We start from the raw sequence: 16,675 nt of genomic DNA, 5'->3' as shown, positions 1-16,675 counted from the left end.
ATATTACAAAATTATTTTTTATTTCCCTAAATAAGGTATTTTTTGTCATAAAAGATACTATTTTTATGCTATTTAAGGTATTAGAAAGGTTTTCATCTACAATTAAAGCCAAGACCTTTATTCTTTGATATAATAGAGATAAGAATTTTTATAAGGGGAAACTGATGAAATCACTTCGTTTTCAATCTGTCTTTGATATCATCGGACCAGTTATGATTGGCCCATCTAGTAGTCATACCGCTGGTGCTGTCCGTATTGGGAAGATTGTCTCTTCCATTTTTGATGATACTCCGACAGAAGTCGAATTCCAACTTTTTAACTCATTTGCCAAAACCTATCGTGGTCACGGAACAGACCTAGCCCTTGTTGCAGGTATTTTAGGCATGGATACAGATGATCCTGAAATCCCAAACAGTCTGGAGATTGCCCACAAACGTGGCATCAAGATTGTCTGGACCATTCAGAAAGACAGCAATGCCCCTCACCCAAACACCACTAAAATTACCGTTAAAAATGCCCATAAAACCATCAGCGTGACTGGTATTTCTATCGGAGGAGGGAACATTCAGGTCACCGAACTCAATGGCTTTGCCGTCTCTCTCAATATGAATACACCGACTATCATCATCGTTCATCAAGATATTCCAGGTATGATTGCCCTCGTAACAGAGGCCCTTTCACGCTATGGTATCAATATCGCCCAGATGAATGTTACTCGTGAAAAAGCTGGTGAAAAAGCTATTATGATTATCGAAGTCGACAGTCGCAACTGTGATGAGGCCATCGAAGAAATTCGAAAAATCCCTCATCTCCACAATGTCAATTTTTTTAAATAGGAGGAAGCATGTTTTATTCTATCAAAGAATTGGTCGAGCAAGCAGATCTGGACTTTCAAGGAAATGTCGCAGAACTAATGATTACAACAGAGTTTGAATTGACCGGTCGCGAACGTGAAGAAGTCTTCCTTCTCATGGAACGCAATCTGGAAGTCATGAAAGCCTCTGTCCAACTTGGCCTCAATGAAAATAAATCTCGTAGTGGCCTGACAGGTGGAGATGCTGCAAAATTGGATCACTACATTAAAAACGGAAAAACTCTGTCAGATTACACGATTCTCTCTGCTGCCCGAAATGCCATCGCAGTCAATGAACACAATGCTAAAATGGGCTTGGTTTGTGCCACTCCGACCGCAGGAAGTGCTGGCTGTCTGCCTTCCGTTCTAACTGCTGCGATTGAAAAATTAGACCTCAATCACGAACAACAGCTGGATTTCCTCTTTGCTGCCGGTGCCTTTGGACTAGTCATCGCAAACAATGCCTCTATCTCAGGTGCTGAAGGTGGCTGTCAGGCCGAGGTTGGTTCGGCCTCTGCTATGAGTGCTGCAGCCTTGACTCTAGCTGCAGGCGGAACACCTTATCAGGCCAGCCAGGCCATTGCCTTTGTCATTAAAAATATGCTAGGCCTCATCTGTGACCCTGTTGCCGGTTTGGTCGAAGTTCCCTGCGTCAAGCGCAATGCTATGGGAGCTAGTTTTGCCTTCATCGCAGCAGACATGGCCTTGGCAGGTATCGAATCTAAAATCCCTGTGGATGAGGTTATCGATGCCATGTATCAAGTAGGAGCAAGCATGCCAACTGCCTTTCGTGAAACAGCTGAAGGTGGACTCGCTGCCACACCTACTGGTCGTCGCCTCCAAAAAGAAATTTTCGGAGAATAAGTTTATCAAATAGGAGAAACCATGACCTCTATCACAGCGATTTTTTTCGATCTGGATGGAACCCTCGTTGACAGTTCTATCGGGATTCACAATGCCTTTACCTATACCTTTAAGGAACTCGGGGTGCCTAGCCCTGATACCAAAACGATTCGTGGTTTTATGGGACCACCTCTCGAAAGTAGTTTTGCGACCTGCCTTCCCAAAGACCAAATTTCTGAGGCTGTCCAGATATACCGTTCCTACTACAAGGCAAAAGGCATCCATGAAGCTCAACTTTTCCCTCAGATTGTAGAATTGCTTCAAGAACTATCTAAGAATTACCCTCTCTACATCACCACTACAAAGAATACTCCAACCGCTCAAGACATGACTAAGAACTTGGGAATCTTTCATTTCTTTGATGGTATTTATGGTTCCAGCCCTGAAACACCCCATAAGGCAGATGTCATTCGCCAAGCCTTGCAGACACATCAACTAGCACCAGAACAAGCCATCATTATCGGAGATACCAAGTTTGATATGCAGGGGGCTCAAGAAACAGGCATTCAGAAATTGGCCGTCACTTGGGGATTTGGAGAGCAAGCAGATCTACTAGACTATCAACCTGATTATATCGCCCACAAACCATTAGAGGTTTTGGCGTATTTTCAATAACATAGACTGGGCGACAACCCCATTTCAGAAGAAAATGGAGCAAGTTTCTACATAACAAAACGCATATTACCAAGGTTCTTCTGTACTGACCTGATAATATGCGTTTTTCTTTTTTATTCAACGTGGGTGGTTTGATTGGCAAAGGCGATAATGGCTTGCTTCAACTCATCTCCACTGAGAGTTCGGAACTCTTCAATTTTTTGGTCGATAGCTTCTAGAGGCATGACATTGACCTTACCAACGAAAATCTTATCCATAACCTGGTTATCAACCAATTCGGTCGAAACCAAGAGTTCTTCGTAAAGTTTTTCGCCTGGGCGGATTCCAACTTCAACAATTGGAATTTCGCTTTCGGTGTGTCCACTTAGAAGGACCATTTTCTTGGCCAAGTCATAAATCTTGACTGGTTTACCCATATCAAGGATAAAGACTTCTCCATCCTTGGCGTAAGCACCAGCATGGATAACCAGACGGCTAGCTTCTGGAATAGTCATAAAATAACGGGTCATTCGGAAGTCTGTTACCGTTACAGGTCCACCTTCAGCAATCTGACGTTCAAAGACTGGAATCACACTACCACGGCTACCAAGAACATTCCCAAAACGAACTGCACAGTAGGTCGATTGGCTACGTTGGTTAAAGCCAGTGACAATCAACTCCGCCACGCGCTTGGTTGCTCCCATAACATTTGGTGGATTAACCGCCTTATCTGTCGAAATCATAACCATCTTAGGTACTTTAGCTTCATCAACAGCCTTAGCAACATTGTAAGTTCCACGAATATTATTTTTGAAGGCTTCTTTTGGATTGCGCTCCATCATAGGAACGTGCTTATGGGCAGCCGCATGATAAACAATAGCTGGCTTGTACTGCTCAAAGACTTGCAACAAGCGGTCATAGTCTTGAATATCCGCAATCACAGGTACATAATCAATCCCTTGGAACTTACGAATCAATTCATGATAAACAAGGTAGATTGAGTTTTCCCCATGACCGAGCAAGACAATGCGTTCAGGATTGAAGCGACTAACTTGGCGACAGATTTCAGAACCGATTGAGCCACCAGCACCTGTGACTAAGATTGTCTTACCTGTCAGTTCTGCTCCCAGACGCGATTCATCAAGACGAATTTCCTGACGTCCCAAAAGGTCCGTAATATCAATTTTTTGGAACCCAGTACCTGCTTGGTGAAGTCCCTGAACAACGGTTTCAACCTTAGGCATCTTGTAACATTTGACTCCCAGCTTATTACACATCTGCAAGATACGTTCATATTCTGACGGGTCAAGCGACGGAATCGCAACGATAACACGCTCGATTTGATGGCGTTTGGCTAATTCAGGCAGATCATCATATGAACCCAAAACAGGGATTCCACCAAGTTTTTGGCCCTTTTTCTTAGAATCCTTGTCCAAAATACCGACAAGTTCTAATTCACTAGTTGGATGTTGGTAACTATCCATAAAGAGAGCTCCGCCATCACCAGCTCCAATCAAGAAGGTCCGACGGTGTTCCCCATCACCACTTCCCTTTTTGCGTTTAGAGTAGATTAACTGCCAAGTAATCCGTGGCAATAAAATCAAGAAGGTACTCAACAAGATAAAGAGAATGATGAAACGGATTGAAAAAAGTGGCAAGAAGGCATAGCAGATACTATATGACAAGATACTGCTAGCAGTCACACCAAAAAAGATTTTCATGAAATCCGTAATCTTGCTGTAACGACTAATACTAGCGTTCAGCCCCCAAAATCCAATCATCAATTGATAGAACAGGAAGGCCAAACTCGTATAGATAATGTAGTCAACAGGTGCTGGATTAATCAATCCGTAGAATAAAATATAAGATACAATGATGGAAACCACCATACTCAAAATATCAAATATTCCCCAGAAAACCTGTTTTTGTTGTTTATTTAAAATTTCCACCAGATCAATCACATAATCTGTGAGTTTTTTATTCATAGAAATTTACTCCTCCTTAAAAGAGTCGGATATTTATATTGTTATTATAACACTTTTTCTAAAGCTTACGATTTGCTACAATCTTTTAATTGCTTTTTCGTAACAGTTTCATAAAAATAAACTGTCGGACAAATCCTGGACAAAGAGCAACAACCATCTGAATGGAAACACTCTTGGCATACTCCATGTAAGAAATTTGCCCTCTCTTCAGCATGCGCTGACGAGCTTGACGATAGAGTTTGAGGTAACGCAGTCCCCCACGACGCTCAAACATCCCTGCTCCGACACGAACCTTACACAAGATTTGATCCAGATTTCCAGTCTTGGCTCCTGCAGCAATCATATTGAGCCAGAGGAGGTCATCCTCCATATAAAGGCCATCCTCATAGTTGCCTGCCTTGAGAACCATGTCCTTCTTGAACATGACAGTCATGTGGTTAAAGGCACTTCTCATCCTTTGATAAGCTACAATATCTGCATGCTGAGTTGGAACACGACGGTAAGAAACAATCTCATCAGGATTGTCAATAAACTCTGCAATATGTCCACCTAATAGGTCGAGCTTGTCCTTCTCCATTAGCTGAACCTGTTTCTCAAAACGATCTGGAACTGCTATATCATCCGTATCCATACGGGCAATAATATCATACTGACACTGCAAAACACCCTGACGAAGAGCCAGACCCAAACCTTGATTCTGCTCAAGAGGATAGCGTTTCACTGGAATATCAGACTCAGCTTCAAGCTGGTCTAATACTTGATAGAGCTCAGGTGTCAAAGGCCCATCCTCAACCAGAACCAACTCGCTCGGTTTCAGAGTCTGATTTTGAACACTCTCAATAGCATCCTTTAAAAATGTCGGATTTTCCTTGATATAGACCGACATCAATACGCTGATTTTTTGCTTTTCAGACACAGTTTTTCTCCAATGTATAGATTTCCTTCCACTATTTTATCATAATTTTCAAGACTTTCCCATTTTTATCTTGAAAGCCAGAAACCTTACTTGACATTATAGTCAAAAAACCTTAAAATAAGCTGTTATTAAAATCAGCTAGAAGAGGTATTATATGAAAAAGCAATCACTCTTTTTTGTTCCAGGTATTATCCTGATTGGTGTTTCCTTGCGGACTCCTTTTACTGTTTTACCCATTATTTTGGGAGATATTTCGCAAGGGCTGGGAGTAGAAGTTAGTTCGCTTGGTATCCTGACCAGCCTTCCCCTCCTCATGTTTACCCTCTTCTCACCATTTTCTACCCGACTGGCTCAGAAAATCGGCTTGGAGCATCTCTTTACCTATAGCCTTTTCTTCTTAACCATCGGTTCTCTCATTCGACTAATCAATCTGCCCCTGCTCTATCTAGGAACCTTGATGGTTGGGGCAAGTATCGCAGTCATCAATGTACTGCTTCCTAGTCTTATCCAAGCCAATCAACCAAAGAAGATTGGTTTTCTGACCACCTTATATGTAACCTCTATGGGGATTGCAACGGCTCTGGCCTCCTATCTAGCTGTGCCCATTACACAAGCCAGTTCTTGGAAAGGCCTTATCATCCTCCTCACCCTGCTCTGTCTAGCAACTTTTTTGGTCTGGTTGCCTAATCACCGCTACAATCACAGACTGGCTCCACAAACCAAACAAAAAAGCCAAACAAAGGTCATGCGTAATAAACAGGTCTGGGCAGTGATTGTCTTTGCAGGTTTTCAATCCTTGCTCTTTTACACTGCTATGACCTGGCTACCTACCATGGCTATCCACGCAGGCCTATCCAGCCACGAAGCTGGCTTGCTGACATCTATCTTCTCGCTGATTAGCATCCCTTTTTCAATGACCATTCCAAGCCTGACAACCAGCTTATCTACTCGCAACCGTCAGCTCATGCTCACTCTGGTTTCACTAGCTGGTGTGGTCGGCATTTCCATGCTCTTTTTCCCAGTCGGTAATTTCTTTTACTGGCTTGCCATCCATCTCCTCATCGGAACCGCAACAAGCGCCCTCTTCCCTTATCTCATGGTCAACTTTTCACTCAAGACAAGCGCCCCTGAAAAGACAGCCCAATTGTCTGGTTTATCTCAAACAGGAGGCTATATCCTAGCAGCCTTTGGTCCGACTCTCTTTGGTTACAGTTTTGACTTTTTCCACTCTTGGGTACCAGCTGTAGCTGCCCTCTTACTCGTCGATATTCTGATGACTGTGGCCCTCTTTACAGTGGACAGAGCGGATAAGATCCTCTAAACTTCTAGTTTTTCCTAGAAGTTTTTTTATATATAAAAATTTTACACATTTCTCTTGACAGGGCTTTCTTTTAGTTGTACAATGTATGTGTAGAAAAATTATATATAAAAATCTTACACATTAGAAAAGGAGGTTTCCCATGTACTTCCCAACATCCTCTGCCTTGATTGAATTTCTCATCTTGGCCGTACTGGAAAAAGGGGATTCTTATGGTTATGAGATTAGCCAGACCATTAAGCTGATCGCTAATATCAAAGAATCCACACTCTATCCCATTCTCAAAAAATTGGAAGGCAATAGCTTTCTGATAACCTACTCTAGAGAGTTCCAAGGTCGCATGCGCAAATACTACTCCTTGACAAATGGTGGTATAGAGCAACTCTTGACCCTAAAAGATGAATGGACACTCTATACAGACACCATCAATGGCATCATAGAAGGGAGTATCCGCCATGACAAGAACTGAATACCTGACTCAGCTAGAACTCTATCTCAAAAAACTGCCTCAGGCTGACCAAATCGAAGCCATGGACTATTTCAGAGAACTCTTTGACGATGCTGGAGTCGAGGGAGAAGAGGAACTCATCGCTAGTTTAGGAACTCCCAAAGAAGCGGCCCACGAAGTTCTCTCCAATCTTCTCGATAAAAAAATCAATGAGGCACCCGCTCAAAAAAATAACCGACAAATTTTGCATATCGCCTTGTTAGCCCTCCTTGCAGCACCCATCGGCATTCCTCTGGGAATCGCCATCCTCGTGTCCCTGTTCGCAATCTTTGTGGCAGCCTTGACTGTCATCTTGGCTTTCTTTGCGGTTTCCATACTGGGTATCATCGGCGGATTCTTATTTTTAGTTGAAAGTTTCACTGTCCTAGCCCAAGCCAAATCAGCCTTTATCTTGATTTTTGGTGCTGGTTTACTGGCTATCGGTGCTTCTTCACTAGTCTTACTAGGTATTTCCTATGTAGCTCGCTTCTTCGGTCTACTCATTGTTCGCCTGGTGCAATTTGTTCTCAAAAAAGGAAAGAGAGGTGACCAGCATGCGTAAATTGACAAAAGGATTTCTCATTTTTGGTGTGGTGACTACCATTATTGGCTTTATCCTGCTCTTTGTAGGGATCCAATCTGACGGGATCAAGAGCCTACTTGCCATGTCCAAGGAGCCTGTCTATGATAGTCGGATGGAAGAGTTGACCTTTGGCAAGGAAGTCGAAAACCTAGAGATTACTCTCCATCAACACGCACTGACCATCACAGACTCTTTCGATGATCAAATCCACATTTCTTACCATCCATCTCTTTCTAATCACCATGATCTTATCACAAATCGGAACGATAAAACTTTAAGCCTCACTGATAAGAAACTGTCTGAAAGTCCATTTCTTTCTTCTGGAATTGGCGGGATTCTCCATATCGCAAGCAGCTACTCTCGTCGTTTTGAAGAAGTTATTCTCCAATTACCAAAAGGAAGAAGTCTAAAAGGAATCAACATCTCAGCAAATCGCGGTCAAACCAGTATCACCAATGCCAGCCTTGAAAATGCGACCCTCAATACCAATAATGGCTATCTCCTCCGAATTGAAGGAAGTCGTATCAAAAACAGTAAACTCACAACCCCTAATATCATTAATATCTTTGATACAGACCTTACAGATAGTCAGTTAGAGTCAACAAAGAACCACTTCTACGTTGACAATATTAAAGTATATGGTAAGGTAGAACTAACTTCTAAAAAGGAACTCAGTATCAAGCTAACTCAAAAAGAAAGCCAAGAAATCAACTTGGACCTCTCAAGTCACTATGGTCCTATTTATCAGTTATCGAAAGACGAGAGTCAACGCCACCCCAACGAATTAAGTAACCCTTACAAAACTGAAAAAACTGATACAAAAGGTCAACTCATAGCTAGGGCTGAAGATTATATTAGTCTTGAAACTACAGCCAACAGACCTTAACAAACCTATTTATATCGACCACAATAACGTATATCCAACTAAAAAGGAGGTTCTACCATGAAACAAGAATGGTTTGAAAGTAATGATTTTGTAAAAACAACAAGCAAGAACAAGCCTGAAGAGCAAGCTCAAGAGATTGCAGACAAGGCTGAAGAAATGATAGCCGATCTCGATACACCAATTGAAAAAAATACTCAAGTAGAGGAGGAAGTCTCTCAAGCTGCAGTCGAACTGGAAAGCCAGCAAGAAGAGACAATTGAAACGCCTGAAGACAGTGAAGCGAGAACAGAAATAGAAGAAAAGAAGGCATCTAATTCTACTGAAGAAGAGCCAGACCTTTCTAAAGAAACAGAAAAAGTCACTATAGCTGAAGAGAGTCAAGAAGCACTTCCGCAGCAAAAAACAACTACGAAAGAGCCACTTCTTATCAGCAAATCCTTAGAAAGTCCTTATATCCCCGACCAAGCTCCAAAATCTACGGATAAATGGAAAGAGCAAGTGCTTGATTTTTGGTCTTGGCTAGTGGAAGCGATCAAATCTCCTACAAGCAAGCTTGAAACAAGTAGCACACACAGTTACACAGCCTTTCTCTTGCTCATTCTGTTTTCTGCATCTTCCTTTTTCTTTAGTATCTATCACATCAAACAAGCCTACTATGGACATATAGCAACTATCAACAGCCACTTCCCTGAGCAGCTAGCTCCTTTAACTCTCTTTTCTATCATCTCTATCCTAGTAGCGACAACACTCTTCTTCTTTTCATTCCTCTTGGGTAGTTTCGTTGTGAGACGATTTATCTACCAAGAAAAGGACTGGACGCTAGAAAAGGTTCTCCAACAATATAGTCAACTCTTGGCAATTCCAATCTTCCTCACTGCTACTGCTAGTTTCTTTGCCTTCTTTGACAGCCTACGATTTACAGCCCTTTTGTGTGTGATTAGCATTGGGATCATTCTGCTTGCTAGTCTCCATATTATTACAAGACCAAGTCAAGCAAGTGAAACCGACTCCTTTTATCAGTTATTCTTGTCTGTCCTTGTGAACGGAGTCATTATCCTCCTCTTCTTTGTAGCTGAAGTCGCACTGATTGGAGATTATCTTCGTATCTTGGCCTTTCTTTAAGATTCAATCCTGTCATCCATGGCAGGATTTTTCTATACCAAAAAGCAAGTCGATTGACCTGCTTCTGATTTACTCTTCTTGTGCTAATGCTTTAAAATCTTTGTCTAAGATGGGTTGTATTCCTAGAGTTCAGTAGTATGATAAAGTTGCTATGAAGTTCGTTATTCCACATTTTATGCAAACTAGTTATATGTAAAATTAAGATTAGAAACCACCAATATCCATTTTTTAACTTTTAATGAAATTCATCCATATTAATAACTTTGCTTGCTCTAGCAATAACATCCTTATCATGAGTCACGACAATAACAATCTTTTCCTCGTTCACTAATTTCTCAACCTCATTTAGAAATAATTCCGTTGAATTTCTGTCCAAATTTCCTGTAGGCTCATCGAATAGATAGATATCCTTTTCTTGCGATAAACTCCTCATGAGTAGAATTTTTTGTTTCTGACCTTGCGAAATATTTGTGGCTTTCCCATCAATCTGATGACTCAGAGCTATATTGAGATTCAGACTATCAAGATTATTTGATTCATAGTTTTCCTTATTAAATAGAGTGAAATTAATATTTTTTGAAACACTTCCAGGGAATACATGAAATTCAGATGAATACACGCTTAAATAATCTAAAATATTAGTCTCCTCTAAAGTAGAAAAACTTTCCATTTCATTCAGTACAATATCACCCTCTGTTGGAGAAGATAATCCCTGAATAATATTCAAAAGAGATGATTTCCCAGTTCCATTCCCGCCTGTAATAACGGTTAATTCACCACTATTGAACTCAAAATTTAATTTAGTAAACACCAATCTTTCATCCCATTTTTTACATAAATTCCGGCATGACAATTGTTCAATTTTAGATACTGGAATGGTAGCAAGATTACTTTCCATCCCTACTTCCTCTAGTCCAATAAACTCAAAGGAATATTGACTTTTTTTCAATGCTACCCAAGATGTAATTAAAGAATTTAAAATGCTGGATAACAGTAATAGAATCAAAATACTATTTGCATACTCTGATATATGTGCGTAATCTCTAATAATATTTACAGTAGCAAGCAAAAATGAACCAGTTAAACCAATAAATATCTGCGTAGAAGCTAATAATCTATTGGTAATATGTGTACTATCTAGTTTCGTTCCCAACAGTTCATTGAGTCTTTCATCAAATTCTTTGATGAAGTCACTAGATTTTTGGAAACTTATAATATCTTGCAAACCATAAATTGTATTTTCTACAAGAGAACTAAAGTTAGAACTATTAGCAATAAATTCTCGCTGATTTTTTACAACTTTTCGCATCTCAAAATTGACATATAAACCAAGAATAGCTATAGATACGCATGTAACTGTGAAAATAATAACATTCAATTTTAATAGCAATAACAGTAGCAAACAGAACACTAAAAGCTGTACCTTTAAGTAAAATTTTTGCATAATACCTGTTGCTGATAACAACAAATTCCAAAAATAACTACTAACATACTCATAATTCTTAGTTAAAGAAAAATCATTTAATTGGTTCTTATAAAAAGAGGACAGAATATCATTTAAAAAATCATTCTCAATCTTTCCTTTTAATCTCGTTTCTAATATAGAGAACTGCCAATACAAATATGAAGCTAATATTATTGAAGCTAGGGTAAATAGTTGAATACTAAACTGAATGTTAAGTAGACCAGACATTGTTATTTGTAGTAAAAAAGCAATAGCAATAGGTAAACTAATTTTAGCTAATCCCAAGAAAAAGATTGCCAATTTTCTCTTCCAACCAAGTGAAGCTAGAAATCTATGATATAACTTATCTGCATAGCTTATCGTAACAATATCTTTTCTATCTTCTGAATTAACATTCTCATTCTTTTGAGGAATTAAAATAATTCCTACACTCTGACTAAAAAGTTCTAATCTTGAAATTTTCTCAATTTCCTCATTTGCAGGATCAGAAACAATCAATGAACTACTGTCTCCATCCAACACGACGATATAATGAGGCAAGCTAGCTCTTTCTACTACCAGTAAATAAGGAAATGATACATTGTTTAACAAACTAGGAGTCTCAATTTGATAAGAGTCCGCATCAATACCATAGCTTTTTAGTATATCTTCTATATCAAACAAAGACAGTCCTTGGTGGTTATTGTTATCAAATTGTAGACTATCTAAATGTTCTAATTTTGGGAAATAGTAAGAAATGATTGTCTTTACACAAGCCATTCCACAATCCAGCAAAGTTGCTTGTTTATAGTGACTAACCATTATTTTCTCCTTTTTCAACACTTATCTTACTATAACCATCAACTTCAATGACGCTATTCGAAGTTTGATTTGTCGTAGGAACCCTTAAAACTTCTCCTGTATTATTTGTATGTAAAGTATAGATTCCATCAAAGTCTTCAGGAACTGTAATAGATACATCGCCAACAAGAGTATCTACAAAAATTTTTTCGAAAGTTGCATTTTTCCCTAAGGAAATGGTTATATATAACTTGTCTTTCCCTTGTGAACTCAAAGCCAAATTAAAGCCATGTTGTGAAAATGGAATATATAGACTATCTGAACTCATTTTAACGTTTTTAGTTATGTTATTCACTGATTCTTCGGAAACTTTTCCTTCTATTTGAACACTTGTTTCATCTGATTCACTCTTGACAACTTTAACATCAATTGCTTGCTTTGAACCATAAAACTCTAACGTTTTAATACTTTTAGAAGAAAGAGCCCACGATTGTTTTACACTGATTGTCGTCTCTCCTCGTTTTAAGGTTAATAAAATTCCAGCCACTACAAACAGTAACAACAGCCCAATTACAATTCCTATTTTTTTCATCATTAGTACTCCTACTTAAATTCTTTTTTACTGAATACAACAAACGCAAGTATAATCACTGCTATACTTACCCATATAGGATAGCCTACATTCGTAAGGGTAAATTGACTTACTCCAGGGGAAGTTTTCAAATTTAAAGTCATTAATAAATAGTCTCTCACACTCTCACCAGAGTTTGGAAGGACATAAACCAATAGGTTATCAAACAGTAAAATATAGAGTATATAAATCATACATGATTCATAAACCTTATCAAATATTTGAAAAATTAATAATGAGATACTGATAATAACCAAATAGTATGGTAGTTGATGTAAAAATGTCGAAACAATCAACACCAAGTCTCCCTCCAAATAGACAAGAGCTGTTAAACTATAAAAAATAGTTACATATAGGAAAGACAAACAAAAGGCTCCCAAAGTTTTATATAAAAATAACTTCCATCGTTGTTTTTCTTTTGTGAGGAGAATGTTAATCGTACGGAAACTATAATCTTCCCCCCAGAAAAATAAATTAGTAGAGATAAAAAGCAAAGGAATAAAACCACTCACATTTGAAATCAATACTCGAAATGCTGGTTCATCTTCATTCGATGACTTAAAAAATAAGGAGAATAACAAAATCAATAATCCTATCAACAAACTAGGAAGTACTCCTCTTTTTTCCCAGTAAAATTTATACATATCTGCTTTAAGAGAATTCATGACTCTCCTCCTTTCTTAAATCATCAGATAATATTACGCAAATAGTAGTCCTCAAAGCGTTCCTTCTTAATATAAATATCCTGTATCACTAGTTTTGAAGTAACACTATATTCCAAGATAGCCATTAATTTTTCCTTTTCTGGCACAACCAGATAGTCATCCTGTTCAAAATGAACAATGCCCTCTTCTTTTAAAAACATTTTTAGAATCTGATTAGCACTCGTCTTAAGGAAGAGCTTTTCCGACAAATCATTTGCTAGCTCTTTTGAACTCATCACATTTAGAATTTTTCCCTTTTTCATAATGATATACTTATCTGTTATAAACTCCAACTCCGATAGGATATGGCTTGAAATCAAAAAGGTAACTCCCAACTGATCCCTTAAATTCAAAATCATTTTTCTTAAATCTGAAATCCCTTGAGGATCTAAACCATTCACTGGTTCATCTAAGATAATAAGCTCTGGATTATCCAAAAGAGCAATTGCTATCGATAGTCTTTGCTTCATTCCAAGGGAATAGTTTTTTACTTTTCGATCCCATGACGGTTCAGGCAAGTGAACCAATTCCAACATTTTTATGATATCTGTCTTTAAACCAAATCTTGTTTTATAATATTGCAGGTGTTGACGTCCAGTCAAGTTTGGATAGAGGGCAGGTGATTCGATAATACTACCAATCTTATGCTGCGAAACACTCTCGATTTCTCCCTTATCAGCTCGAATTAGTCCTAGAAGAATTCTCATTAAGGTTGTCTTTCCAGCACCATTTTCACCGATAAGACCACATATTTCCCCTTGCTCAATATCAAAGGAAATATTATGTAGAACCTGTTCTTTCCCATATGTTTTATCAATATCTTTAAGACTTAAAATCACACGATTCATAGTTTCTCTCCGTTCATTATATTAAAAAAGTCTCTGACAAGGAATGAACCCTGCCAGAGATTTTTAGCTTACATTAACTCCAACAGAAGAACCCAATACCTGTGAGCATTCCATAAATACCGAGTGGTGAAACAGCACAAAATTGACCTGCCACAATGTGTTTTTTATGTTTATTACTTAGTTTTTTCATTACTTAACCCTCCTTTTAATCCCAACAAAATATACCTACTCCATATCGAAGACCTATAATACAAAAGCGACCTGCTACAATGTGTCTTTTGACACGTCCAGTTAGTTTTCTCATCAGAAAACCCTCCTTTTAAAAAATTTTTTATAATAACCAAATGAGATTCTCATTTCAGTTATTTATTAACTGTTTTAAATCTTTAGATAACATTTCTTCGCTTCCTTGTTCTACATAAATTTCTTTCACTATTCCATCTTTATCCACTATAAAGATAGTTGGAATAGCTTTTACATCAAAAAACTTAAAAGCTTGTAAATCTTGATCTATATAAACTGGAAAGGTAAAACCCCGATCCATTAAAAATTGATGAGAGGTTTCAATTGTTTCACGCTCCCCATCAACTATATCCACCATAAAGAAATCAACTTTATCTTGATATTTATCATAAAGGTGCTGAATGATTGGGAGCTCTTTTTGACAATCAGGACACCAACTAGCCCAGAATACCACAACCTTTGGTCTAAACTTATAATCTGATAGTTGAACCTGTTCTCCCTCATTAGAGGTTAACAATGCATTCTTGAATGTTGTATTTTTAGTTTTTGAAATATATTGCTTTATTTCCTCCTCTTTTTTTAAGAGGAGCTCTTGCGCTGTTTCTTCTTGATGATGAGATTCCTGGTTTTGATAGTAAAATCCTGCTAAAAATAAAGATGCTATCACAAGAAGAAACATTGTCTCTACAACATGTTTTTTTGACATCATGGATCGTCCTCCACTTCTGAAATTTTAAAACTTTCGATAATAGATAATTCTTCTGGTAAGATTAAAACTCGCTCTTCGCCTGCATCTAAAATAGCTAAACGGAATAGTTCCTTATTCAACTCTATTTGTACCAACTTTTGCTCCGCCGTGTTATTTCGAAACAGCAAACTGTGGCGAGTTTGTGTAAACGTCTCTAGCGAGATACTAAAATCTTCCATTTCTATCTCCTATCCAGAAAACCAAAAACTAAGACTTAAGAATACTTCAAATCCAAACATTTTTCTTTCCTCCTTATCTCTTGTTCCTTATGATTAAAGTATAGCGCTTTCAAAAACAAAAAAACATGACAAAAATGTCATGTTAGTTCTCCATTTCCTCAAACGTTTTTAAATCTCTTTCTTTTTCTCCCAATATACGCGCTTCTAATACTTGGTCTCCAAATGCTTGAGCACAAATAATAGCTCTATCGTATAAGCGGATGGCTTTTTCCTTATCCCGTTTATGAAATAAGGTACGCATAGCATCTAGCATATCAACAATTGGCTTGTTTTGAAAATCCTGCGATAAAATCATCAGCGTGTTCATCGCCTTAACATAAGGCTCAAAAGTGGAGTAAGATTTTTCCATCCATTGAACAGCTAAAGAATCAAGCACTGTTCTCTTTAACATATAAGCTGTCTCTAAATCTGATGAATTTGTTTCTCTTATAAGTTTTTTAGAAAGCATCCAAAACAGTTCATGATTATACCCAATCGGTCTTGCTAAACACGAAACAAAGTACAATTTTATAAGAAGCAAATCATTCACCGAATAGTTTTTCCTTATCTTTACTTGTTCAAAATATTCATCCAGCAAAGCATCGCCAAAACCTGCATCTTCACTTACAAAGACATCAAAACTAGCTTGTAAGGCACTAACTGCAATCTGCTCATCCTCAGGTAGACTGTCATAATAGTGTTCGTAAACTCTTTCAAACAACTCTTCCTTAACTTGGATTCTATCATCATCTCCATAAGTTTGAAACTTAATGAGTTTATCCTTTAATATCAAGTACTCGGAGGGTAAAATCATATGATCCATATCTACTATATGTGAAATTGGACAGCCTAGTTTGTAAGCTATATACTCTACCTTGGATAAACTCGGGGAAGACTGACCTGATTCAATCCGTGCTAATTGGCGCACCGTTATCTCAGTTTCATCATCACAAAGAGTTTCACGAGTGATATGTTTCATCTCTCGCAACATTCGGATTCTTTTACCTACTTCTATTTTTATATCCATCTTAAAATCTCCTGATAATTAGTTACCGAACAATATTATATTTTTTATATTATGCTGTTTTTTATTGAACTAAGCAATTCTTAAAATTTTATATTACAAAACTTAACAAGACTAAACCATCTTTCGCACACTCGATATACTCGAGACGATTAAGAGGCTGACGGAGATAGATAGATAGCATCATAGCTATGCGACTCCAAACCATCCACCAAGACCAAGATAGACTTGGCAGTCAAAATTTCCTGTTCTCCTAAAATGCTCTGTTTATTTGGAATAAAAAATGTTTTCACCATAACTAAACTAATTTGAAATCGTTTACATATAGTATACCTTATTTTTCTGAAAGATACAGAAACAAACTTTA

At 38.0% G+C, this 16,675-nt stretch carries 17 protein-coding genes and 1 pseudogene; 8 read left to right on the top strand and 10 right to left on the bottom strand.

What is annotated here, in order from left to right; all coding sequences use genetic code 11:
- The first annotated feature begins 164 nt into the window (after positions 1 to 164).
- Genes sdaAB through ADH54_RS10515 form a run of 3 tightly spaced genes read left to right on the top strand, consistent with a single transcriptional unit; the run spans position 165 to position 2,371 of the window.
- A complete protein-coding gene (gene sdaAB, locus ADH54_RS10525) occupies positions 165 to 836 on the top strand; it encodes an L-serine ammonia-lyase, iron-sulfur-dependent subunit beta (RefSeq protein WP_000838912.1) in 672 nt (223 codons plus the stop codon).
- Between the two features lie 8 nt (positions 837 to 844).
- The gene (gene sdaAA / locus ADH54_RS10520) at positions 845 to 1,717 is read left to right on the top strand and encodes an L-serine ammonia-lyase, iron-sulfur-dependent, subunit alpha (RefSeq protein WP_049525100.1); all 873 of its coding nucleotides are present in this window, start codon (positions 845 to 847) and stop codon (positions 1,715 to 1,717) included.
- 21 nt (positions 1,718 to 1,738) lie between these two features.
- Positions 1,739 to 2,371 (top strand): HAD family hydrolase, encoded by a 633-nt coding sequence (locus tag ADH54_RS10515; protein WP_049525099.1) that lies wholly within the window; start codon positions 1,739 to 1,741, stop codon positions 2,369 to 2,371.
- A 113-nt stretch (positions 2,372 to 2,484) separates the two neighbouring features.
- Here the strand turns inward: ADH54_RS10515 and ADH54_RS10510 are convergent, their stop codons facing one another.
- Positions 2,485 to 4,335, bottom strand: a complete 1,851-nt coding sequence (locus tag ADH54_RS10510; protein WP_001035713.1) for a polysaccharide biosynthesis protein — start codon at positions 4,333 to 4,335, stop codon at positions 2,485 to 2,487.
- Positions 4,336 to 4,420: 85 nt separating this feature from the next.
- A complete protein-coding gene (locus tag ADH54_RS10505; RefSeq protein ID WP_049525098.1) occupies positions 4,421 to 5,251 on the bottom strand; it encodes a glycosyltransferase in 831 nt (276 codons plus the stop codon).
- A gap of 154 nt (positions 5,252 to 5,405) precedes the next feature.
- On the opposite strand from ADH54_RS10505, the gene ADH54_RS10500 reads away from it, so the two are divergent.
- The 5 genes from ADH54_RS10500 (at position 5,406) to ADH54_RS10480 (ending at position 9,647) form a co-directional block, all read left to right on the top strand.
- Complete coding sequence (locus ADH54_RS10500; RefSeq protein WP_049525097.1) at positions 5,406 to 6,572, top strand: CynX/NimT family MFS transporter; 1,167 nt, start codon at positions 5,406 to 5,408, stop codon at positions 6,570 to 6,572.
- Between the two features lie 139 nt (positions 6,573 to 6,711).
- The gene (locus ADH54_RS10495; protein WP_042901798.1) at positions 6,712 to 7,038 is read left to right on the top strand and encodes a PadR family transcriptional regulator; all 327 of its coding nucleotides are present in this window, start codon (positions 6,712 to 6,714) and stop codon (positions 7,036 to 7,038) included.
- Positions 7,025 to 7,618 (top strand): DUF1700 domain-containing protein, encoded by a 594-nt coding sequence (locus ADH54_RS10490; RefSeq protein WP_049525096.1) that lies wholly within the window; start codon positions 7,025 to 7,027, stop codon positions 7,616 to 7,618. Before ADH54_RS10495 ends, ADH54_RS10490 begins: the two co-directional genes overlap by 14 nt.
- Positions 7,611 to 8,525: a DUF4097 family beta strand repeat-containing protein gene (locus ADH54_RS10485; RefSeq protein ID WP_049525095.1), complete on the top strand. Its 915-nt coding sequence runs from the start codon at positions 7,611 to 7,613 to the stop codon at positions 8,523 to 8,525. Before ADH54_RS10490 ends, ADH54_RS10485 begins: the two co-directional genes overlap by 8 nt.
- A 57-nt stretch (positions 8,526 to 8,582) precedes the next feature.
- On the top strand, positions 8,583 to 9,647 hold the full coding sequence (locus ADH54_RS10480) for a DUF6574 domain-containing protein (protein ID WP_049525094.1): 1,065 nt from the start codon (positions 8,583 to 8,585) through the stop codon (positions 9,645 to 9,647).
- A 235-nt stretch (positions 9,648 to 9,882) separates the two neighbouring features.
- On the opposite strand, the gene ADH54_RS10880 is transcribed toward ADH54_RS10480, so the two are convergent.
- From ADH54_RS10880 to ADH54_RS11670, 8 genes and pseudogenes are all read right to left on the bottom strand, one after another.
- The gene (locus ADH54_RS10880) at positions 9,883 to 11,913 is read right to left on the bottom strand and encodes an ATP-binding cassette domain-containing protein (RefSeq protein WP_065427382.1); all 2,031 of its coding nucleotides are present in this window, start codon (positions 11,911 to 11,913) and stop codon (positions 9,883 to 9,885) included.
- Positions 11,906 to 12,487, bottom strand: a complete 582-nt coding sequence (locus ADH54_RS10470; RefSeq protein WP_049525093.1) for a hypothetical protein — start codon at positions 12,485 to 12,487, stop codon at positions 11,906 to 11,908. Before ADH54_RS10470 ends, ADH54_RS10880 begins: the two co-directional genes overlap by 8 nt.
- An 8-nt stretch (positions 12,488 to 12,495) precedes the next feature.
- Complete coding sequence (locus tag ADH54_RS10465) at positions 12,496 to 13,188, bottom strand: hypothetical protein (RefSeq protein WP_049525092.1); 693 nt, start codon at positions 13,186 to 13,188, stop codon at positions 12,496 to 12,498.
- A gap of 23 nt (positions 13,189 to 13,211) precedes the next feature.
- Positions 13,212 to 14,075 carry an ATP-binding cassette domain-containing protein gene (locus ADH54_RS10460; protein ID WP_049525091.1) on the bottom strand — a complete coding sequence of 288 codons (864 nt, stop codon included), beginning with the start codon at positions 14,073 to 14,075 and terminating at the stop codon, positions 13,212 to 13,214.
- A 358-nt stretch (positions 14,076 to 14,433) separates the two neighbouring features.
- Entirely contained in the window at positions 14,434 to 15,027 is a 594-nt protein-coding gene (locus ADH54_RS10455; protein WP_049525090.1) for a TlpA family protein disulfide reductase, read from the bottom strand.
- Positions 15,024 to 15,245 (bottom strand): hypothetical protein, encoded by a 222-nt coding sequence (locus tag ADH54_RS10450; RefSeq protein ID WP_049525089.1) that lies wholly within the window; start codon positions 15,243 to 15,245, stop codon positions 15,024 to 15,026. The genes ADH54_RS10455 and ADH54_RS10450 overlap by 4 nt, the downstream gene beginning before the upstream one ends.
- 142 nt (positions 15,246 to 15,387) lie before the next feature.
- Positions 15,388 to 16,311, bottom strand: a complete 924-nt coding sequence (locus ADH54_RS10445; RefSeq protein WP_049525088.1) for a helix-turn-helix domain-containing protein — start codon at positions 16,309 to 16,311, stop codon at positions 15,388 to 15,390.
- Positions 16,312 to 16,435: 124 nt separating this feature from the next.
- Positions 16,436 to 16,634 (bottom strand): annotated as a pseudogene (locus ADH54_RS11670) (DUF4299 family protein); the annotation flags it as partial.
- Positions 16,635 to 16,675: the final 41 nt, after the last annotated feature.

Source organism: Streptococcus pseudopneumoniae (genome assembly GCF_001072315.1).
In the GTDB taxonomy this organism is placed as follows: Bacteria; Bacillota; Bacilli; order Lactobacillales; family Streptococcaceae; genus Streptococcus; species Streptococcus pseudopneumoniae_R.
The sequence above is the reverse complement of the archived record's forward strand: the minus strand, read 5'-3'. Positions and strand labels throughout refer to the sequence as shown.